This is a genomic window from Burkholderia sp. WTPI3 (assembly GCF_021483755.1).
In the GTDB taxonomy this organism is placed as follows: Bacteria; Pseudomonadota; Gammaproteobacteria; order Burkholderiales; family Burkholderiaceae; genus Burkholderia.
Map to the genome: position 1 here is coordinate 1 of NZ_JAGIXF010000076.1, position 18,333 is coordinate 18,333.

An 18,333-nucleotide genomic window follows, 5' to 3' on the forward strand; every position below is an offset into this window, starting at 1 on the left:
AATCCTCATCGCATATCCGCCGGAAATGAAGGGGCCGGCGCGTGCCGCCCGCCCCATAAGGTTTAGAACAGGTGATACATCCCGATCCGCAACGCGATCTGATGATTGTTGCTCGACGCATTGCCGACCACGCCGTCGAAGATCGCGGCCTGCGCCGCCGCACCGCCCGCGCGCTGGTAGACGCCCATCGCATAAACCGACGTGCGCTTCGACAGTGCGTACGTCGTCGTCAGGCCGGCCTGATGGTAGATCGGCGCGGCATCCGAGTAACCGACATGCCCATGCGTATATGTATAGGCGCCGCCGACCGACCACGCGGCGGTGAGCGCATAGCGCACCCACGCTTCATAGTTGTCGAAGCGCACCGTCGACGTCGTGCCGTTCGCGCGCTCGAAACGCGTATCGGTGAAGTCGAGTCCGACCGTCGCATGGCCGAACGCATAGCTGGCCGCCGCGCCAACCACCTGCTCGTTGGCCGGATTGCCGACATAGCTGAACGGCCCGGATGCACCGATCGCCGAACCCGTCGTGTTGGACACGAAATCGCCGTCCGTGAACAGCAGCGCCGGATTCTTCGCATACAGATAGGCGGCCGCGACATTGAACGACGCAACCGAATAGCTCGCGCCGACGCTCCACATGCCGGTCGTGCCGCGCCCGGGAGCCGTCGAATTCGTGAACGAGTACATGCCGCCGAACGTCAGGCCGCCGAAGCTCGGGCTCGCATACTTGATCGAATTGTCGACGCGAAACGAGTTGTCGGTGTTGTCGATGTCGCCTGCATGCACGAACGGGCCGCCGAACTGGCCGGGCGCCGTCAACGGCTGAAGATAGTCGACGATCGAATCGTACTGGCGACCGAACGTCACCGTGCCCAATCGCGTATCCGACAAGCCGACGTAAGCCTGCCGGCCGAACAGCCGGCCGCCTTGCCGCATTTGCCCGTTTTCCGCGCTGAACCCCGATTCCAGCTTGAAAATCGCCGACAGGCCGCCGCCGAGATCCTCGCTGCCCTTCAACCCCCAACGGCTTCCGTAGATACCGTCATAGGTGCCGTCCTGCATGTGCCACAGCGACTTGCCGCCGCTGTTGTTCGTATAGTCGATGCCTTCGTCGATCACGCCGTACAGCGTGACGGTCGACTGCGCGTGCGCAGCGATCGGACAAACGACGCAGGCCGACGTAACGGTCAGCCATCCGGACAGTCTTCGCATACTCTTTTTCATTTGGCATCCTTATTGATTATGATGATGGGGAATCGACCGGATTCGATGAACGGGTGTCGATTCAAACGTGTATGGCGTTTTACCCAGGGCGAGCCCACCGCCTGTCGCCCTGGATCCGGCCGCCGCGAGGGCCGCTCAGCCGGCCGTCGTCACTGAATGATCCGCGGCGCCCCCACATCGGCGGCCGATGCCGACAGGCCGTAGGTCTTGAGGATCCGCGCGATCTCCCCCGACTGGCGCATCGCATCGATATTGGCGCCGAGCGCCGTGCCGAGCGCGGCGTTCGTCTTCGTGAACAGCAGCGCCGTCTGTCCCGGTTCGAGCGACGCTGGCACGCGCGGATCGGGCTTCACGAGCATGATCTTCATCGACGCATAGCCGCCCTTCGCCTGGTTGTATTTCGACACCGCATAGCTGTCGGTGCCGACGTCGATCCGGCCCGCGGCGAGATCCTGCGCCATCGCGACAGGGTTCGGGTAGACGACGAGCGAACTGCCGAGCAGTTTCTGCAGATCGCCGGTCCACAGATAGCCCTGCACCGTGCCGACGCGCTTGCCGACGATGCTCGCGACTGTGTCGACGCCCTGCTTCGAGATCACCGCCATCTGGTCGAGATACATCGGATCGCTCAGGCCGAGCACCTTCGCGCGGTCGGCAGTGCGATACCAGTCACCGAGGCCGATGTCGGCGCGACGCGACACGACGGACTGCACGACCGCGGCCGGATCGATGACGGACACCGCAATCTTCAGGCATTCGCGCGCGGCGATCTGCTTGACGATCTCGCCGTCGACGCCCTTGATGTCACTCGTGCCGGCCGGAATCGAATACGGCGGGAAATCCCACACGGCGACCGACAATGTGCCGGGCCGGATCGTCTCGAACTGGTGCGCGGGCTTGCAGGACTGCGCTTGAGCGGCCGCGCCGAAACCCGTGAGACACAGGCCGACGAGCGCGAACGAAAGGCGACGCTTGGTTGATGTCATGAGAATGTCCCCAAAAGAGCGTGGCAGTTGAAAAAGCGGAAACCGGCAAACGAAAAGAACGGATCGAACGGCATCGTCGGCTCAGCGCACCGCATGCCGCCCCAGACGGCGCTCGAGCGCGGAGACGGCGAACGTCGCCGGCACGCAGATCAGCGCGAACATCAGGCCGGCGAGCAGCAGCACGGGCATGTATTCGAACGTCGACGAACCGATGCTCGATGCGCGGCTGACGAGTTCGGGCAGCGCAATCGTGAAGCACAGCGACGTGGCCTGCAGCATCATGATCGAGAAACCGAGCAAGGCCGGCAGCGCGACGCGCAGGCCTTGCGGCACGATCACGAAGCGCAGCGAGTCGAGCGCATTGAGCCCGATCACCGCGGCCGCCTCCTTCTGCCCGTGCGGCACCGCATCGAAGCCGGCGCGAATGATCTCGCTCGTATAGGCCCCGGTGCAGCACGCGAGCGCCACCACGGCGGACAGGAAGGAGGACAACGTCAGCCCCGCATTCGGCAACCCGAAGTAGAAAAATTGCAGCAGGATCAGCGCCGGCGCGCCCCGGCCGATCTCGACGAACACGATGGCCGCGACGCGGATCGCCTTCGGCTTCATCGACACGCACAGCGCGAGCACGAGGCCGAGCGGAATGCCGATCGCGAGACTCAGCGCGGTGACTTCGAGCGACAGACGGTAGCCGCCGAGCAGGTCGGGCAGCCAGGATTGCCAGAGATCGATCATGGAGCTCATCGCGACACCCGCGAACGAAGGTGAAGGTCCGCCCAGCGCGACAGCCATGCGACCGGGATGCTGAGGGCGATATACAGCAGCGCGGCGGCGGCGTAGACGCCCAGCCCGCGAAACGTCTGCTGCGACACGTGGTACGCCTGGAACGCCAGTTCGTTCACGCCGATCGTCGACGCGACCGCGGAGTCCTTCAACAGGCCGATCAGGTAAGTCGCCGCGGTGGGCAGCGCGATGCGCAACATCTGCGGGAAAATCACGTCGCGAAACTGCTGTGTGCGCGTGAGATTCAGCACCTTCGCCGCTTCGTACTGCCCCGGATGAATCGCCGTCAGCGCCCCGCGATAGACCTCGGACAGATTGGCCGCGGTCACGAGGCCGAGGCCGAGCGCGGCTGCCGTGAACGGGTTGAGCGGCAGCAGGTCGTTGCCGATCCCGAAGAACACGAAGAACAGCCAGACGATCGGCGGCACCGACCGGCAACCGACGACGAACGCCGTCGCGAGTGCGCGCACGACCGGATTCCGGGCGCTGCGCAGCGCGCAAAGCGGCATCCCCAGCACCGCGCCGATCGCAAAGACCGTCAGCGTCAGCGCGATCGTCCACGGCACGCCGGCGAGAATGGCGGAAAGATGGTCGATCATTCAGCGGTCCCTCACGGCGTTGAGGAATTTCGCCGCGCGCTCGGTGCTCGGGCGGCGCATCACGGCCTCGCTCGGTCCCGCTTCGAGGATCCGCCCGTCGGCCATGATGATCACGCGGTCCGACACGCTCTCCGCGAAATGCATCTCGTGCGTGACGACGATCATCGTCATCCCGGATTGCGCGAGCTCGTTCATCACCGCGAGCACCTCGAGGCCGAGCTCCGGATCGAGCGCCGACGTCGGCTCGTCGAACAGCATGATTTCCGGTTCGAGCGCGAGCGCCCGGGCAATCGCGATGCGCTGCTGCTGGCCGCCGGAACAGCGCACCGGATACTGGCCGGCCTTGTTCGCGAGACCGACCCGTTCGAGCAGTTCCATCGAGCGCCGATCGGCGTCCGCGCGGTTGCGGCCCATCGTGCGCTCCTGCGCGAGGCTGACGTTGCGCAGCACGCTAAGGTGCGGGAACAGGTTGAACGACTGGAACACCATTCCGATCCGGCGTCGCAGCGTCACGAGTTCGCGGCGCGGCGGCGTATGGTTCGCCTCGATCGTCACATCGCCGATCGTCACGCGACCTTCGGTCGGCGGTTCGAGCTGGTTGATGCAGCGAAGCAACGTGCTCTTGCCGGACCCGCTCGGGCCGATGATCGCGATCACCTCGCCCGCATTCATCGAGAAGCTGACGTCCTGCAGCACGCGATGCGCGCCGAAGGTTTTCCCGACACCTTCGACGCACAGGATCGGCTGCACGCCGGGACGGCCGCACTGCATCGAGCCGGGTTCGGTTTGCAGGGGCGGTGCGACAATGCTGTTCATGGAAGCTTCTCCGTCAATGGCTTTCAACGCGACTCTCCGGATCGATCGACCCTCATCGCGCCGGAAAGGGCACGCTTTCGATTCTGGATACGTCTTTCATTTATTCAGTACAACGACATGAATCGCTGAACGATATTGAATGCGTCCAATATTCAAGCCTCAAGCGATCGTTTTTCATCATGTCATGCGCGACACGCATCAACTCGATCGCCCGCCCGCGTGCGTGCGGGCTACGGCGGCGCGATCGCGCTCACCTCGCGCTCACCATCCGCGCCGCGCGTCCATCAGTTTGTTTAGGATGCGATCGAGCATCGCGCGATCGTCCGCGTCGAGCGCGCTCAGCATCAGCGCCTGCCGGTCGAGCGAGACGGGCAGCACGCGTTCGTACAGCCGACGGCCGCTTTCGTTCAGCGCGAGGCGAATCTCCCGCCGGTCGTCCTCGTTCGTCTTGCGACGGATCATCCGGCGTTCCGCGAGCCGGTTCACCGCGCGGCTGATGCTGTTCTTCGGCCGCCCCGTCACTTCGCAGATCTGCTTCGCCGTCATTGCGCTGACGGTCGACAGGCAGGCCAGCACGTTGAACTCGTCGCGGCTGACGTCGAACGCCTGGATCATCTCGGCGAACACCGGCTCGGTGTAGCAGTTCGACCATAGCGTGAGCCGCCATGCATCGTTCAGCGGGCCGTTCGTGACGATCGCGTCGAATACCGCGTCGCTGCCCGCCGGGTCGTCGCACGCTTCATGATCGTCGTGGTCGCGAGGTTCGGACTCGAGATCGGGTTCTTTCATCGCAAACAGCTCCATCGGGTCAATGATCGGACGGCATGCGGCCGTCATCCGGCGTAGCGCACCGGCGGCTAAGCCAGTCGGCGAACATCAGGTCCAGATGACCGCCGCCGCCGTTCTTGAACAGCGTGATGTCAGCATCGTGCCGGCGCCCCGCCGCGCGGCCGCCGCACAGGTCGAACAGGTCGCCCTCGATGTCGGTCGCGTCGATCACGCCCGCATCGAGCGGCTGGCGAATGTCGCCGCAATGCTCGGTCACCAGCGCGCGATGATCGACGTAGATGCGCGAGCGCAGCAGCGCCGCATCGTTCGCTTCGCGCATCGACGGCGTGTAGCCGCCGACCAGGTCCACGTGGCAGCCGTCGCGCAGCCATGCACCGTCGAGCACCGGCGACGTCGACGACGTCACGCACACGACGAGATCGGCCTCGCGAACGCTGCGCTCGAGATGCTCGACGGCACGCACGTCCACCCCGGGCGCGTCGCCGGCCGCGTGGTCGGCGAGCCGCGCGGCACGCTCGTACGTGCGGTTCCATACGTCGATCCGGCGCAGCGTCGGAAATTCGGCGGCCATCACGCGCAGATGCGTCTGCGCCTGCGCACCCGCGCCGATGATCGTCAGCGTTTGCGGCGCGCGCCGCGCGAGCAAACGTGCGCCGAGTGCCGAGTCGGCCGCCGTCTTGTAGCGGCTGAACGCGTTGCCGACGATGATCGAACGGAACCGGCCGTCCTCGGGATCGCTCAGCAGTACCGCCGCATGCCACGTGTCGGCCGACTCGTTCGTGCGCCGGCCGTTGTCCGGCGAGATCGACACGACTTTCGTGCCGGTCGCGCCGTCGTGCGTGCCGCCGAGCCAGATCAGCATCTCGCCGTTCTCGCGCGCATCGCGCGGCACACTTGCATGCAGGCGCGCAAGCGGTGCATACGCACGCCGGTGCGCGGCCTCCAGTGCATCGACCATATGCGTGGGCGGCATGCGGCTCAAGACGGCGTCGGCGGAGATCAGTTGCGGCAACGAACTGGATTCGGTCATCGGAAACGGGCTTGCCCTGTCAAAACGTGTGACGTCGAAACCGGCGGCGGACGACGCGGCCGGGCGCATGGCCGGCACCTGGCCGGCCGGATCCTGCTCACGCATCGCGGTCCGCGATCAGCGGTACGGCCGACAGCGGAATCGCGCCGGTCGACGTGATCAGCACCTGTTCCTCGAGCTTCACGCCTTCGGCGCCGCCCTGCACGCCGATGTAGCTCTCGACCGACACGACCATGTTTTCCCGGAACGTGCCGTCATACCCCCACGCGTCGAAATCGACCGCATACGCGACGCTCGGGTATTCGTCGACCAGCCCGACGCCGTGCAGCATCATCATGTAGCGGTTGTGGACGTAGCGCTCCGGCACGGGCCAGCAGCGCTCGGCGAACTCGCGGAACGTGACGCCCGCGCGCAGCAGCCCGACGTTGTGCAGGATCTGGTCTTCCGCATAGCCGAGCAGATCGCGCTGGTGCGCGGACACGCCGCGGCCCGGACACACGAAACTGCGCGAAATGTCGGACAGGTAGCCGCCGGGCCCGACCATGTCGGTGTCGAAGCACACCATGTCGCCCGGCTCGATCACGCGGTTCGACGCATCGCGGAACCACGGATTGGTGCGCGGGCCCGACGACAGCAGCCGGCTTTCCGCCCATTCGCCGCCGTGCGCGATGTTCGTCTCGTGAAAGACGCTCCACAACTGGTTCTCGGTGATGCCGGGGCGCAGCGCCTCGCGCATGCGCGCGACGCCGAGATCGCACACGCTCATCGACACGCGATGCTGCGCGATTTCCTCCGGGCCTTTCACGACGCGCGCCTGTTCCGTCAGCGGTTGCGCGTCGAACAGCCGGACACCGAGCCGCGTCAGCCGTTCGGCACCCCACGGGTCGCAGCGGTCGACGGCGAGCCGCATGTTGCCGCCGCCGTGCGCATGCAGCAGATCGGCGATCTCGTGCGCCCACGCATCGGCCTTCTCCTCGACGCGCGGCCCGGCCAGGAAATAGATCCACGGCGTGGCGGGCCGGATCTCGTCGATCGATTCGATGTGTTCGCTGTTGTGCTTGCTGCTCGTGAAATCGAACAGCACGAGCGGGCCGTCGGTCGCGATGAACACGTAGCGGCTCGGCGAATGCATGACCCACAGGCCGAGATTGTTCGTGTCCGTCGCATAGCGGATGTTCAGCGGATCGGCGAGCAGCATCCCCGCGTAATCGTGCTTGCGCAGTTGTTCCCGCAGCCGTTCGACACGGTACGCGCGCAGCGCGGGGCGATCGATCGCATCGAATGCATCGAGCAGCGCGCGATCGACCGGCGCGACGCGGTGGCCCTGCACCAGTGCGTCGTTCCGGTACGCGGAAGCGTCAGGCATGCCTGACATCGACGAAACAGCGCGGGGAAATTGCGGGGCAGTATTCACGATCACGACGGCTCCCTTCTGACTGGAGTGTGAGCGCTCGGGATGGAGCGCGGATCCGACGCATTGCCTGTTTCGACGCAGATTAGTCCCGTGTGGAACCAACTGTCAATGCGCTAAAAATGTGTTTACCCTTGCTTCGCGAACGGCCCGCGAAGGGTCGGCGGAATGCAGGCGGGCACCCGCGCGTTTGCGCGGAAGCCGCCCCGATACGGCCATTCAGACGCGGGGCCGGCGACGCGCGCCGGCCCGCCGTTTTACAGATCCTTGACGAGCCGCAGCGCGTCGTAGATCGCCGCATGCGTGTTGCGCGCGGACACCGCATCGCCGATCCGGAACAACTGGAAGCGTCCCGCCGGATTGCGGTTTTCGACCTGCGGCTTGCCGTCGATCAGGTCGTCGTAGTTCACCGCGCCGAGGTTCGTCGACTGCGGCTTCAGCGCGAAGTACAGCTCGTCCATCGGGATCGTGCCGTGATTGACGACGATCTGGTCGTAGCGGCGCTCGTTGCGGATGCCGCCGTAATCGCTGCCGACGATCGCGACCAGTTCGTCGCCTTCGCGCCGCACGGCCTCGAGCCGGTACGTGACCGTAAACTTCGTGTCGAGCTTCTGCAGCGAGCGCATGTACGGCACGAGATTCATGCTCATCACTTCGGGCGAGAATGCGCGGTCGGGCGTCATGATCTCGACCGCCCCGCCCGCGTGCGCGATGGTTTCCGCCGCCTGCAGCGCGGGATGATCGCCCGCGTCGTCGTAGATCAGAACGTTGCGGCCCGGCTTCGCGTCGCCGGAAATGATGTCCCACGCGGACACCACATGCTCGCCGCCCGAGGTCAGCACGTCGACGTCCGGCATGCCGCCCGTCGCGACGATCACGACGTCGGGCCGTTCGTCCAGCACGGTCGACGCGTCCGCCCACGTGTTGAACGCGAAGCGCACGCCGAGCCGCTCGCATTGCGCCATCCGCCAGTCGATGATGCCGAGCATCTCCTTGCGACGCGGCGTCTGCGCCGTCAGGCGCACTTGCCCGCCCGGATGGCCGGTCGCCTCGAATACGACCACGTCGTGCCCGCGCTCGCCGGCCACGCGCGCCGCTTCGAGCCCCGCAGGACCGGCACCGACGATGACGACCTTGCGCTTCGCCGGCGCCGGCGGGATCACGTGCGGCATCGTCGTCTCGCGGCCGGTGGCCGCGTTGTGGATGCAGAACGCGGCGCCGCCCTGGTAGATCCGGTCGAGGCAGTAATTCGCACCGACGCACGGACGAATGTCGTCCTCGCGACGCTCGATGATCTTGCGCACGATATGCGGATCGGTCATGTGCGCACGCGTCATGCCAATCATGTCGACCTTGCCCGATGCGATCGCATGGCGCGCGGTCGGCACGTCCTGGATGCGCGCCGCGTGAAAGGTCGGAAACTCGGTGATGCCGCGCATCTCGCCCGCGAAATCGAGGTGCGGCGCGCTCTTCATCCCCATGATCGGGATGATGTCCGTCAGGCCCGCGTCGGTTTCGAGATGCCCGCGAATCACGTTCAGGAAGTCGATCAGGCCGCTCGATTTCATCGCGAGCGACAACTGGATCCCCTCTTCCTTCGTCAGCCCGCCCGCGATCATTTCGTCGGCGGTATAGCGGATCCCGACGACGAATTCGTCGCCGACGCGCTTGCGGATCGCCCGCAGCACGTCGAACGTGAAGCGCATCCGGTTTTCGAGCGGGCCGCCGTACGGCGCGTCGAGCGTGTTCGTCAGCGGCGACCAGAACTGGTCCATCAGGTGTCCATAAGCTTCCAGCTCGATTCCGTCGAGGCCGGCCGCCTTCATCCGCTCCGCCGCGTCCGCATAGTCGCGCACGATGCGTTCGATATCCCACTCCTCCATCTTCTTCGGAAACGCACGGTGCGCCGGTTCGCGTGCGTGCGACGGCGACACCGCCGGCAGCCAGTCGCCTTTGTCCCAGCGCGTGCGGCGGCCGAGATGCGTGAGCTGGATCATCACCTTCGCGCCGTGCTCGTGACACTCGTCGACGAGATCCTTCATCCACGGCACCACTTCGTCGCGGTACGCGAGGATGTTGTTGAACACCGGCGGGCTGTCCTTCGAGATCGCCGCGGAGCCGGCCGTCATCGTCAGCGCGATGCCCGCCTTCGCGCGCTCGACGTGATACGCGCGGTAGCGCGCCTTCGGCATCCCGTCCTCCGCATAAGCCGGCTCGTGCGACGTCGTCATGATGCGATTGCGAAACGTCAGATGTTTGAGGGTGTACGGCTGGAGCAGTGGATCGTTCGACATGGAATGCCTCGTGAAAGGAACGGGAGCGTGGTTCGTGACTGCCTGACATGAACACCTGTTGCGACTCAGGTTAGAATCACTGTTCATATGTGTCAAGTTTACAAAACACATATGTACAATCAGTTCGGGAAACTCCTTACGACGGGTGTTGCAGAGGGTTTTGAGGGGATGGGCGAGTCGCCGCGGCGGTGGGCTGCGGCACAATGCGGGTTGCGATGTGCGCAACCGATCGACGACTGGAACGAGAGGACGTTTGCCTGATGGAAGAACCGATTGCAGCCGAGAACCTTCGCGGCTCGGCAGACACGTGGCTGGACGCCGCGACGGAAAGCCTGCTCGAAAGCGGCATCGAGTCCGTGCGGATCCTGCCGCTCGCGAAGAAGCTGAATCTGTCGCGCACGAGCTTCTACTGGTTCTTCAAGGACCGCGAGGAACTGCTCGCCACCCTGCTCGCGCGCTGGAAGGGGAAAAATACCGCCAACTGGGTCGCGCGCACGGAAGCGTATGCGGACTCGATCTCGGAGGCCGTGCTGAACGTTTTCGACTGCTGGTTCGACGACACGATCTTCGACAACCGCTACGAAGCCGCGATCCGCAGCTGGGGGCAACAGGCGCCAGAGATCGCGACCGAGCTGGCCGACGCGGACACGAAGCGGATCGCGGCGCTGACCGCGATGTTCGAGCGCTTCGACTACGCGCCGGTCGTCGCGCAGGTGCGCGCCCGCACGATGTATCTGACCCAGCTCGGCTACGTGTCGATGAAGATGACGGAGTCGATGAACGAGCGCATGGCGCGCATCGCCACCTACGCAGAAGTGTTCACCGGCAAGCTGCCGACCGACCGCGAGATGCAACGGTTCTTCGCACGCCGCACGCCGACGGCCATCTAGCGCAACGCGCCGGGGCGGTTTCCCGGCGGCGGGTTCGTCCCCTCCTTCGTCGCAACCCGGCCTGACGGGTCGGGCTGGCGCATTTCTTCATCGGAATTGCAACGCGGGCGACGCGCCCGGGCCGGCCGCCGGGCGCGGCCGACCTGTGCCTGCTTCGTTCGCGCCGCACACGTTCATGCCTGTCACGACACGGCCAGCGCCGGCCTCGGGTAATCGCCGGGTATACTCCCCTCCAGTATCGGAAATATACTCCCCCCCAGTTTATGAAACAGTGCGAGATCCGGCATGCACCCGGAGCAGAAAACCGCGCTTCGGAGCGCGCAGGTCGATAATCGAAGCACGACGCGTGCGCTCCGGTTCGCCACCTCCGACGCTGACCCGGTACGACGGTTGACGACGTCGAGGGCCGCCCGCTGCAGGCGGATGGCCGAGGCAGGATCCAGCCTGCGCCGTACGTGAAATACGAAGTCGCTCTCCCGCTTCAACGAAACATGCGATCTGCCGCACGAAGGAAAGTCGATCCGAGCCGTCGTTCACTACTGAAGCACCGAAAAGGAGCATGACCATGTCCGTCGCCATTCATCCCACTGTCGATCGCGGTATTCAGAGAGGGGCCGCTTCGTTCGCGGGCGGTACGCTGCGCTGCCTGTGCACGCAGGATCCTGTCGAGGTTCGCGTCGACGCCCAGGTCGCCTTCAATCACGCGTGCGGCTGCACGAAGTGCTGGAAGCCGGCAGGTGCGCTGTTTTCAGTCGTCGGCGTCGTGCCGCGCGACAAGGTTGCCGTGACCGCGCACGAAGAGAAGCTGCGCGTCGTCGACGACAAGGCGCTGATCCAGCGCCACGCATGCTCCGCCTGCGGCACCCACCTGTTCGGGCGGATCGAGAATTCGGAGCATGCGTTTTACGGGCTGGATTTCATCCATACCGAACTGTCGCCGGATGCCGGCTGGGACGGCCCCGGTTTCGCCGCCTTCGTGTCGTCGATCATCGAGAGCGGCACGCCGCCGTCGTTGATGGCGGACGTGCGCGATACGCTGCGCGACAAAGGGCTCGAGCCCTACGATTGCCTGAGCCCGGCGTTGATGGATGCGCTGGCCACGCACACGGCCAAGGCCAAAGGCACGTACCGGGAAGCCTGAGTTCATCGACACGGCCGGTGCGCGGCAGCAGGCGAGCGCGCACGGCATCATCGTCGTCGCGACGGACACGCAGGCCGCGCGGCGGCGATGCATCGAATCCGAACCAGGGGCTCGAGGACGGCGCGACGCCACGACCACGTCACCCCAGAACCACCGGACCTTCACTACCCGTGCCACCCCGCACCGGCATCGAGCGGAAACACCGGCCTCGCGAGGCGCGCATAGTCGAACTGCCCGAAATCGGAGCCCGTCACGCCGCGGCTGTCGCACTCGACCAGTGCGGCCGCGATCGGCACGAACACCGGCCGGCAATACATCCGCGACTTCAGCAACAGGAAGCGCGCGCGGCGCGGATCGACGCCGACGCTCTCGAACACGCCGAGATCCCACGGCTCCTGCGTACGCTCGGTGACGACCAGCGTCGCCACCCCGATATCGAGCACGGCCGCGCGGCCCATGTACGCGCGCTGGCCCGTATAGGTCGGCCCGGTGATCACGTATTCGCCGTCGGTGATCGCGCGCACGATGCCCGTCGCGCGAAACGGCTCGCGACGCACCCCGCCGTGCGACGGCATCCGGTTGCCGACCGGCACCGTAACGGTCGCGCCGACGCCCGCCTCGATCAGCGCCGCGACCGCTTGCGGGTCGCACAACGGCCCGCTGACGATACCGTCGAGGCCCTGCGCGAGCGCAGCCTCGAGCAGGTCCATCGTGTCGCACGGGCCGCCCGACATGCAGTTGTCGCCGTGATCGAGCATCAGCACCGGACGATCCGCGCCGCGCGCCAGCGCCGCGGCCTGCGCGACCGATTCCGCGAGCGGCGCGCTGCGATACACGAATTCGTCGCGCGCGTCCCAGATCTGCCGGGCAATGCGCGCGGCCACCGCGTCGGCCGCGGCGCGATCGCCGTCGGCAACCACGACGACGCTGATGCAGGGCGCCGGAATATCCGCAAGCGAGAAGCCGGGCAGCACCGACACCGCGAGCATCCCGTCGGCCTCGGCCGCGCGCGCGGCCTCCACCGCGCGCTGCATCGCACCTTCGGCGCTCGCGCTGCGCAGCGTCGACGTCATCAACGGCGGCTGCCGCCACGCGAGCACGGGCCGCGTGCGGCCGTGCAGCCGGTCGAGCAGCAGGCGTGCCGCATGCTCGCCCGTCTCGAACATGTCGACGTGCGGATAGGTCTTGAAACTGACGATCACGTCCGCGTGATCGATCATCTTCTGCGTGACGTTCGCGTGCAGGTCGAGCGCGACCGCGATCGGCGCATCGGGCAGCGCGGCGCGCACGCGCGCGAGCAGGTCGCCCTCGCCATCCGCGCTCTGTTCGGCAACCATCGCGCCGTGCAGATCGAGCATCACCGCGTCGCAACCGGGCGCGGCCGCGACGATCGCGTCGCAGATTGCCGCATACGCGTCGGCCGCGACGGGCCCGCTCGGGTTTGCCGCCGCCGATACCGGCGTCACGATGTCGGCACCCTCGCGCGCGGCCGCATCGAGGAACGCGGCCATCGCGGTCCGCATGCCGTGGTTCGCGCGATACGCGTCGTCGCCCCAGTCGGGACCGTTGCGGCCGAACGCGGCGAGCGGCGTCGGCACCGGCGAGAACGTGTTGGTCTCGTGGTTCATCCGGGCGATCAGGATCTTCATCGCGCGCCCCCTTCCGCCATGCCTGCCGCGCCCAGCATCGCCTGCAGCAGCACGTTGCAGCCGGCTTCCAGATGCACCGGATCGGCATCCTCGATCTCGTTGTGGCTGATCCCGTCCTTGCACGGCACGAAGATCATCGCGGTCGGTGCCACGCGCGCGAGATACACGGCATCGTGGCCCGCGCCGCTGATCACGTTCATCGACGACAGCCCGAGCGCGCCCGCGCCGGCCCGCACCTGCTCGACCAGCGTCGTGTCGAACGGCTGCGGCGGAAAGTACACGACCTGCTCGACGTCGATCCGCAAGCCGGCCGACGCGCCCAGGTCGCCGCACACCACGCGCAGCGCCATATCCATCGCGGCGAGCGTCTCATCGTCGGCCGCGCGCAGGTCGACGGTCAGCGTCACGCGGCCCGGAATCACGTTGCGCGAATTCGGGTGCACGTCGATCCAGCCGACCGTGCCGCGCCCGTGCGGCGGATGCGCGCGCGCGATACCGTTCACCGCGCGCACCAGATCGGCCGCGGCCAACAGCGCGTCGCGCCGCAGCTCCATCGGCGTCGGGCCCGCGTGCGCCTCCATCCCATGAACGGTGACGTCGTACCAGCGCTGTCCGAGCGCACCCTCGACCACGCCGATCGTCGTGTCGTGCGCCTCCAGCACCGGCCCCTGCTCGATATGCGCTTCGAAATACGCGCCGACCGGATGCGCGACATGCCCCGCGTCCGCACTGCCCGCATAGCCGATCGCCGCCAGCGCATCGCGCACCGACACGCCGTCTCGATCGCATTGCGCGAGCGCATGATCGAGCGTGAACGCGCCGGCGAACACGCCCGAGCCCATCATCACCGGCACGAAGCGCGAGCCTTCCTCGTTGGTCCAGACGGCGACCTCGAGCGGCGCACGCGTGCGCACGCCCGCATCGTCGAGCGTGCGCAGCACTTCGAGGCCGGCAAGCACGCCGTAGTTGCCGTCGAACTTGCCGCCGGTCGGCTGCGTGTCGATATGACTGCCCGTCGTCACGGGCGGCAGGTCGTCGCGCTCGCCGGCACGCCGCGCGAAGATGTTGCCGATCGCGTCGACCCGCACCGTGCAGCCGATTTCCTTCGCCCATGCGACGAACAGGTCGCGCGCGTCGCGATCGAGTTCGGTGAGCGCGAGGCGGCACACACCTCCCTTGTCGGTCGCGCCGATCCGCGCGAGACGCATCAGGCTGTCCCACAGCCGCGCGCCGTCGACGCGCAAGCCGGACGCCGCGACGCCCGGTGTCGAATCCTGAACTTGCATCGATGGAAATCCTCGCAATAAAAGGGCCCGGCGCTCATGCGACGCCGACGCCCAGGTAACGGTCCTTCACCTCGTGATCGGCCACGAACGCCGCGTTGCTGCCTTCGTAGACGATCACGCCCTGTTCGATCACGAAGTGGCGATCCGCGAGTTGCGTGCACACTTCGAGGTTCTGCTCGACGAGCAGGATCGCGACGCCGGCTGCCTTGATCTGCTTCAGTTGCGCGACGATCTCCTCGACGATCACCGGCGCCAGCCCTTCGACGGGCTCGTCGAGCATCAGCAGCCGCGGATGGTTCATCAGCGCGCGGCCGATCGCGAGCATCTGCTGCTCGCCGCCCGACAGTTGCGCCCCGCCGTTGCGGCGCCGCTCCTTCAGGCGCGGGAAGATCCGGTAGATGTCGTCGAGCTGCCACGGCGAATCGCGGCGCGCGCCGAGCCGCAGGTTTTCCTCGACCGACAGCAGCCGGAAAATCCCGCGATGTTCGGGCACGAAGCACAGCCCGCGCGCGGCGATCCGGTGCGCGGGCTGCCTGGACAGCGACCGGCCCGCAAACGTCACCGTGCCGCCGGTGGGCGCCACGACACCGGCGATGGTCTTCAGCGTCGTCGACTTGCCCGCGCCGTTGCGTCCCAGCAGCGTCACCGTCTCGCCTTCGTTCACGCTCAGCGAAATGCCCTGCAGCACGTGACTCTTGCCGTAGCACGCATGGACTTCCTTCACGTCGAGCATCATGCGCGGCCTCCCGTGATCATGTTGCCGAGATACGCGCTGCGCACGCGCTCGTCGCCGCGAATCGCGTCGGGTCTGCCTTCGACGAGGACGCGCCCCTGCTGCATCACCGTGATCGTGTCCGAGATGTCCATCACGATTCCCATGTTGTGTTCGATCAGCACGACCGTGTAGTCGTCGCGCAGCCCGCGGATCAGCGTCTTCATGTCGTCGAGATCGTCGATCCCCATCCCCGACGTCGGTTCGTCGAGAAAGATCGCGCGCGGCCGCGCCGCCAGCGCCATCCCGACTTCGAGGCGGCGCTGCTGGCCGTGCGACAACACGCCGGCCGCGGTGCCGGCGAAGCGCTGCAGGCCCAGCCGCTCCAGCACGTCGTCCACGATGCCGTCGTGCGCGAGCGCACCGCGCGGCAGCGTCCACGGGTTCAGCGCGCGCCGCGATTCGACGCCCTGCGCGGCCACCCGCAGGTTCTCGCGCACGCTCAGGTTGAGAAACAGGCTCGTCACCTGGAACGAGCGGGCGATGCCGCGCCGCACGCGCTTGTGATCGGGTTCGCGCGATACGTCGTGACCGTCGAACAGGATCGAACCCGACGTGATGGGCAGCGTGCCCGTCAGCGTATGGAACAGCGTCGTCTTGCCCGCGCCGTTCGGGCCGATCACCGAATGCACGGTGCGCGGCATGATCCGCAGGTCGACGCCGCCCAGCGCCGTGAACTTGCCGTAGCGCTTGACGATGCCGCGCGCTTCGAGAATCGCTTCGCTCATTGCTGCTCCCTGGCCGTAGCCGCCGTGCGATCGGTGCGCCGCAGCGATGCCACGACGCGTTCGCCGAGTCCCCACAATCCGCGCTGCATGAACAGGCTGACCGCGATCAGCACGAGGCCGAGCAACAGCAGCCAGCGCGGCCACAGCGTCGACAGCCAGTCCGCGAACAGCACGTAGAACGCGGCGCCGAGCACCGACGCAAACAGGTTGCGCGTGCCGCCGATCACCGTCATCACGAGGATCATCTCGCTCGTGTGATAGTCGATGTTCGACAGCGGCGCGATGCCCGTCATCAACGCGTGCAGCGCACCGGCCAGGCCCGTGACCGCGCCCGAGATCACGAACGCCGCGAGCTTGAAGCGCTGCACGTCGTAGCCGGCCGCCGCCGCGCGCGCCTCGTTGTCGCGAATCGCGAGCAGCGTGCGGCCGAATATCGAGCGCGACATGCGCAGCAGCAGCCAGAACACCGCGACGAACAGCACCGCGACGAAGCCGTAGTAGCGCCACGGCGAATCGATCGAGACGAGCGCATGCCCGAACGCGGACAACGCCGGGCGCGGGATGTCGAGCAGCCCGTTGTCGCCGCCCGTGACGTCCGGCGTCGTATACGCGAGGAAATAGAACAGCTGTCCGAACGCGAGCGTCAGCATCACGAAATAGGTGCCGCGCTGCCGGATCGAGAACCAGCCGACGAGCGCGGCGGCGACCGCGCCGAGCACGGCGGCCGCGACGAGCGCGACCGTCACCGATTCGACGCCGCGGGTCAGCACCAGCCCCGCCGCGTAACTGCCGAGCCCGAAAAAGATGCCTTGCCCGAACGACAGCAGCCCCGTAAACCCGAGCAGCAGGTTGCAGCCCAGCGCGGCGAGCGCGAACACCAGCACTTCGGTCGCGAGCGAGCCCGAGCTCAACACCAGCGGCAGCACGCACGCGGCGGCCACCGCGAGCCAGCCTTCCGGGCGTTGCAGCGCGCAGCGCCACAGTGGCGCACGCGGCGCGGCTGCCGCGCGGGGCGACAGCGATTTCGACGAATCGATCATGCAGCCCTCCCCAGCAAACCGTTCGGACGCAGCAGCAGCACGGCCGCCATTGCGACGTAGATCATCAGCCGCGCGCCTTCTGGCCACAGCGTGCTCATCAGGCTCTGCACGATGCCGACCAGCAGCCCGCCCACAAGCGCCCCGAGAAAATTCCCCATCCCGCCGACCACGACCACGACGAACGCGACGCCGAGCGCCTCGATTCCCATGAACGGATCGACGCCGCGGATCGGTGCGGCGAGCACGCCGGCCAGCGCCGCCGTGGCCGCGCCGAGCGCGAACACGAGGCTGAACACGCGCGTCACGTTGATGCCGAGCAGCGACACCATCTCCGACGATTCGCTGCCCGCGCGCACCGTGCTGCCGAGCCGCGTGCCGTCGAGCAGCCACCACAGCAGCGCGGCCAGCACCGCCGTGAAGCCGATCACGAACAGCCGGTATTTCGGGTAGATGAAGCCGCCCCAGACGACCACGCCGTTCAGCGCGTCGGGCGGCGGCACGTTATCGCCGAGCGGGCCCCAGGCGAGGATCGCGCACTCCTGCAGCACGAGCGCGAGGCCGACCGTCGCCAGGATGTGGAATTCGTGCTGTTGCGCGTACACGTGACGCAGCACCAGCTTCTCGACGATCCATGCGAACGCGCCGACGACGAGCGGCACGACCGCGAGCGCGACCCAGAAATTCGCCGACCATTGCAGCGCCTGGTAGCAGAGGTACGCGCCGAGCAGATAGAACGCGCCGTGCGCGAAATTCACGAAGCGCAGCAGGCCGAACACGATCGACAGGCCGACGGCGAGCAGGAAGTACAGCATGCCCACGCCGATGCCGTTGACGATCTGCAGCAGATAGACGTTCATGGCTTCCGTGTCAGAAAGGAAGGAAATGGACGTCCG

General features: G+C 66.8%; 17 protein-coding genes. 2 read left to right on the forward strand and 15 right to left on the reverse strand.

Annotated elements, in window-relative coordinates; translation table 11 throughout:
• Positions 1-62: 62 nt before the first annotated feature.
• From J7024_RS29090 to J7024_RS29130, 9 genes are all read right to left on the reverse strand, one after another.
• A complete protein-coding gene (locus tag J7024_RS29090; RefSeq protein ID WP_234745673.1) occupies positions 63-1,214 on the reverse strand; it encodes a porin in 1,152 nt (383 codons plus the stop codon).
• A gap of 161 nt (positions 1,215-1,375) precedes the next feature.
• Positions 1,376-2,212 carry a substrate-binding periplasmic protein gene (locus J7024_RS29095; RefSeq protein ID WP_124897551.1) on the reverse strand — a complete coding sequence of 279 codons (837 nt, stop codon included), beginning with the start codon at positions 2,210-2,212 and terminating at the stop codon, positions 1,376-1,378.
• Between the two features lie 81 nt (positions 2,213-2,293).
• Entirely contained in the window at positions 2,294-2,956 is a 663-nt protein-coding gene (locus J7024_RS29100; protein ID WP_124897552.1) for an amino acid ABC transporter permease, read from the reverse strand.
• Positions 2,953-3,594, reverse strand: coding sequence for an amino acid ABC transporter permease (locus J7024_RS29105; RefSeq protein ID WP_124897553.1), 642 nt, complete (start codon positions 3,592-3,594; stop codon positions 2,953-2,955). The genes J7024_RS29100 and J7024_RS29105 overlap by 4 nt, the downstream gene beginning before the upstream one ends.
• Positions 3,595-4,410 (reverse strand): amino acid ABC transporter ATP-binding protein, encoded by an 816-nt coding sequence (locus J7024_RS29110; RefSeq protein WP_124897554.1) that lies wholly within the window; start codon positions 4,408-4,410, stop codon positions 3,595-3,597.
• A 261-nt stretch (positions 4,411-4,671) separates the two neighbouring features.
• Positions 4,672-5,199, reverse strand: coding sequence for a MarR family winged helix-turn-helix transcriptional regulator (locus J7024_RS29115; protein WP_175751849.1), 528 nt, complete (start codon positions 5,197-5,199; stop codon positions 4,672-4,674).
• 19 nt (positions 5,200-5,218) lie between these two features.
• On the reverse strand, positions 5,219-6,334 hold the full coding sequence (locus J7024_RS29120) for an ornithine cyclodeaminase family protein (protein ID WP_234745674.1): 1,116 nt from the start codon (positions 6,332-6,334) through the stop codon (positions 5,219-5,221).
• Positions 6,327-7,595 carry a M24 family metallopeptidase gene (locus tag J7024_RS29125; RefSeq protein ID WP_234745675.1) on the reverse strand — a complete coding sequence of 423 codons (1,269 nt, stop codon included), beginning with the start codon at positions 7,593-7,595 and terminating at the stop codon, positions 6,327-6,329. Before J7024_RS29125 ends, J7024_RS29120 begins: the two co-directional genes overlap by 8 nt.
• A 302-nt stretch (positions 7,596-7,897) precedes the next feature.
• Positions 7,898-9,934, reverse strand: a complete 2,037-nt coding sequence (locus tag J7024_RS29130) for an NADH:flavin oxidoreductase (RefSeq protein WP_124897558.1) — start codon at positions 9,932-9,934, stop codon at positions 7,898-7,900.
• A 260-nt stretch (positions 9,935-10,194) separates the two neighbouring features.
• On the opposite strand from J7024_RS29130, the gene J7024_RS29135 reads away from it, so the two are divergent.
• Positions 10,195-10,824, forward strand: coding sequence for a TetR/AcrR family transcriptional regulator (locus tag J7024_RS29135; RefSeq protein ID WP_124897559.1), 630 nt, complete (start codon positions 10,195-10,197; stop codon positions 10,822-10,824).
• Positions 10,825-11,389: 565 nt separating this feature from the next.
• Positions 11,390-11,965 (forward strand): S-(hydroxymethyl)glutathione synthase, encoded by a 576-nt coding sequence (gene gfa / locus J7024_RS29140; protein WP_124897560.1) that lies wholly within the window; start codon positions 11,390-11,392, stop codon positions 11,963-11,965.
• Between the two features lie 164 nt (positions 11,966-12,129).
• Here the strand turns inward: gfa and J7024_RS29145 are convergent, their stop codons facing one another.
• The 6 genes from J7024_RS29145 to J7024_RS29170 are packed head-to-tail and all read right to left on the reverse strand — an operon-like array spanning position 12,130 to position 18,297.
• Positions 12,130-13,614, reverse strand: coding sequence for a M81 family metallopeptidase (locus J7024_RS29145; protein WP_124897561.1), 1,485 nt, complete (start codon positions 13,612-13,614; stop codon positions 12,130-12,132).
• Positions 13,611-14,900 (reverse strand): Zn-dependent hydrolase, encoded by a 1,290-nt coding sequence (locus tag J7024_RS29150; RefSeq protein WP_124897562.1) that lies wholly within the window; start codon positions 14,898-14,900, stop codon positions 13,611-13,613. The genes J7024_RS29145 and J7024_RS29150 overlap by 4 nt, the downstream gene beginning before the upstream one ends.
• A gap of 34 nt (positions 14,901-14,934) precedes the next feature.
• On the reverse strand, positions 14,935-15,636 hold the full coding sequence (locus J7024_RS29155; RefSeq protein ID WP_124897563.1) for an ABC transporter ATP-binding protein: 702 nt from the start codon (positions 15,634-15,636) through the stop codon (positions 14,935-14,937).
• Positions 15,633-16,400, reverse strand: coding sequence for an ABC transporter ATP-binding protein (locus J7024_RS29160; protein ID WP_124897564.1), 768 nt, complete (start codon positions 16,398-16,400; stop codon positions 15,633-15,635). The genes J7024_RS29155 and J7024_RS29160 overlap by 4 nt, the downstream gene beginning before the upstream one ends.
• A complete protein-coding gene (locus J7024_RS29165; protein ID WP_234745676.1) occupies positions 16,397-17,440 on the reverse strand; it encodes a branched-chain amino acid ABC transporter permease in 1,044 nt (347 codons plus the stop codon). The genes J7024_RS29160 and J7024_RS29165 overlap by 4 nt, the downstream gene beginning before the upstream one ends.
• Positions 17,437-18,297 (reverse strand): branched-chain amino acid ABC transporter permease, encoded by an 861-nt coding sequence (locus J7024_RS29170; protein ID WP_124897566.1) that lies wholly within the window; start codon positions 18,295-18,297, stop codon positions 17,437-17,439. Before J7024_RS29170 ends, J7024_RS29165 begins: the two co-directional genes overlap by 4 nt.
• Positions 18,298-18,333: the final 36 nt, after the last annotated feature.

Bases quoted from the DNA above. Each gene is read 5' to 3' on its own strand.
- J7024_RS29115 (WP_175751849.1), bottom strand. From the start codon at position 5,199: ATGAAAGAACCCGATCTCGAGTCCGAACCTCGCGACCACGACGATCAT.
- J7024_RS29125 (WP_234745675.1), bottom strand. From the start codon at position 7,595: ATGCCTGACGCTTCCGCGTACCGGAACGACGCACTGGTGCAGGGCCAC.
- J7024_RS29145 (WP_124897561.1), bottom strand. From the start codon at position 13,614: ATGAAGATCCTGATCGCCCGGATGAACCACGAGACCAACACGTTCTCG.
- J7024_RS29160 (WP_124897564.1), bottom strand. From the start codon at position 16,400: ATGAGCGAAGCGATTCTCGAAGCGCGCGGCATCGTCAAGCGCTACGGC.
- J7024_RS29155 (WP_124897563.1), bottom strand. From the start codon at position 15,636: ATGATGCTCGACGTGAAGGAAGTCCATGCGTGCTACGGCAAGAGTCAC.
- J7024_RS29100 (WP_124897552.1), bottom strand. From the start codon at position 2,956: ATGAGCTCCATGATCGATCTCTGGCAATCCTGGCTGCCCGACCTGCTC.
- J7024_RS29095 (WP_124897551.1), bottom strand. From the start codon at position 2,212: ATGACATCAACCAAGCGTCGCCTTTCGTTCGCGCTCGTCGGCCTGTGT.
- J7024_RS29110 (WP_124897554.1), bottom strand. From the start codon at position 4,410: ATGAACAGCATTGTCGCACCGCCCCTGCAAACCGAACCCGGCTCGATG.
- J7024_RS29090 (WP_234745673.1), bottom strand. From the start codon at position 1,214: ATGCGAAGACTGTCCGGATGGCTGACCGTTACGTCGGCCTGCGTCGTT.
- J7024_RS29170 (WP_124897566.1), bottom strand. From the start codon at position 18,297: ATGAACGTCTATCTGCTGCAGATCGTCAACGGCATCGGCGTGGGCATG.
- J7024_RS29150 (WP_124897562.1), bottom strand. From the start codon at position 14,900: ATGCAAGTTCAGGATTCGACACCGGGCGTCGCGGCGTCCGGCTTGCGC.
- J7024_RS29165 (WP_234745676.1), bottom strand. From the start codon at position 17,440: ATGATCGATTCGTCGAAATCGCTGTCGCCCCGCGCGGCAGCCGCGCCG.
- gfa (WP_124897560.1), top strand. From the start codon at position 11,390: ATGTCCGTCGCCATTCATCCCACTGTCGATCGCGGTATTCAGAGAGGG.
- J7024_RS29120 (WP_234745674.1), bottom strand. From the start codon at position 6,334: ATGCGTGAGCAGGATCCGGCCGGCCAGGTGCCGGCCATGCGCCCGGCC.
- J7024_RS29135 (WP_124897559.1), top strand. From the start codon at position 10,195: ATGGAAGAACCGATTGCAGCCGAGAACCTTCGCGGCTCGGCAGACACG.
- J7024_RS29130 (WP_124897558.1), bottom strand. From the start codon at position 9,934: ATGTCGAACGATCCACTGCTCCAGCCGTACACCCTCAAACATCTGACG.
- J7024_RS29105 (WP_124897553.1), bottom strand. From the start codon at position 3,594: ATGATCGACCATCTTTCCGCCATTCTCGCCGGCGTGCCGTGGACGATC.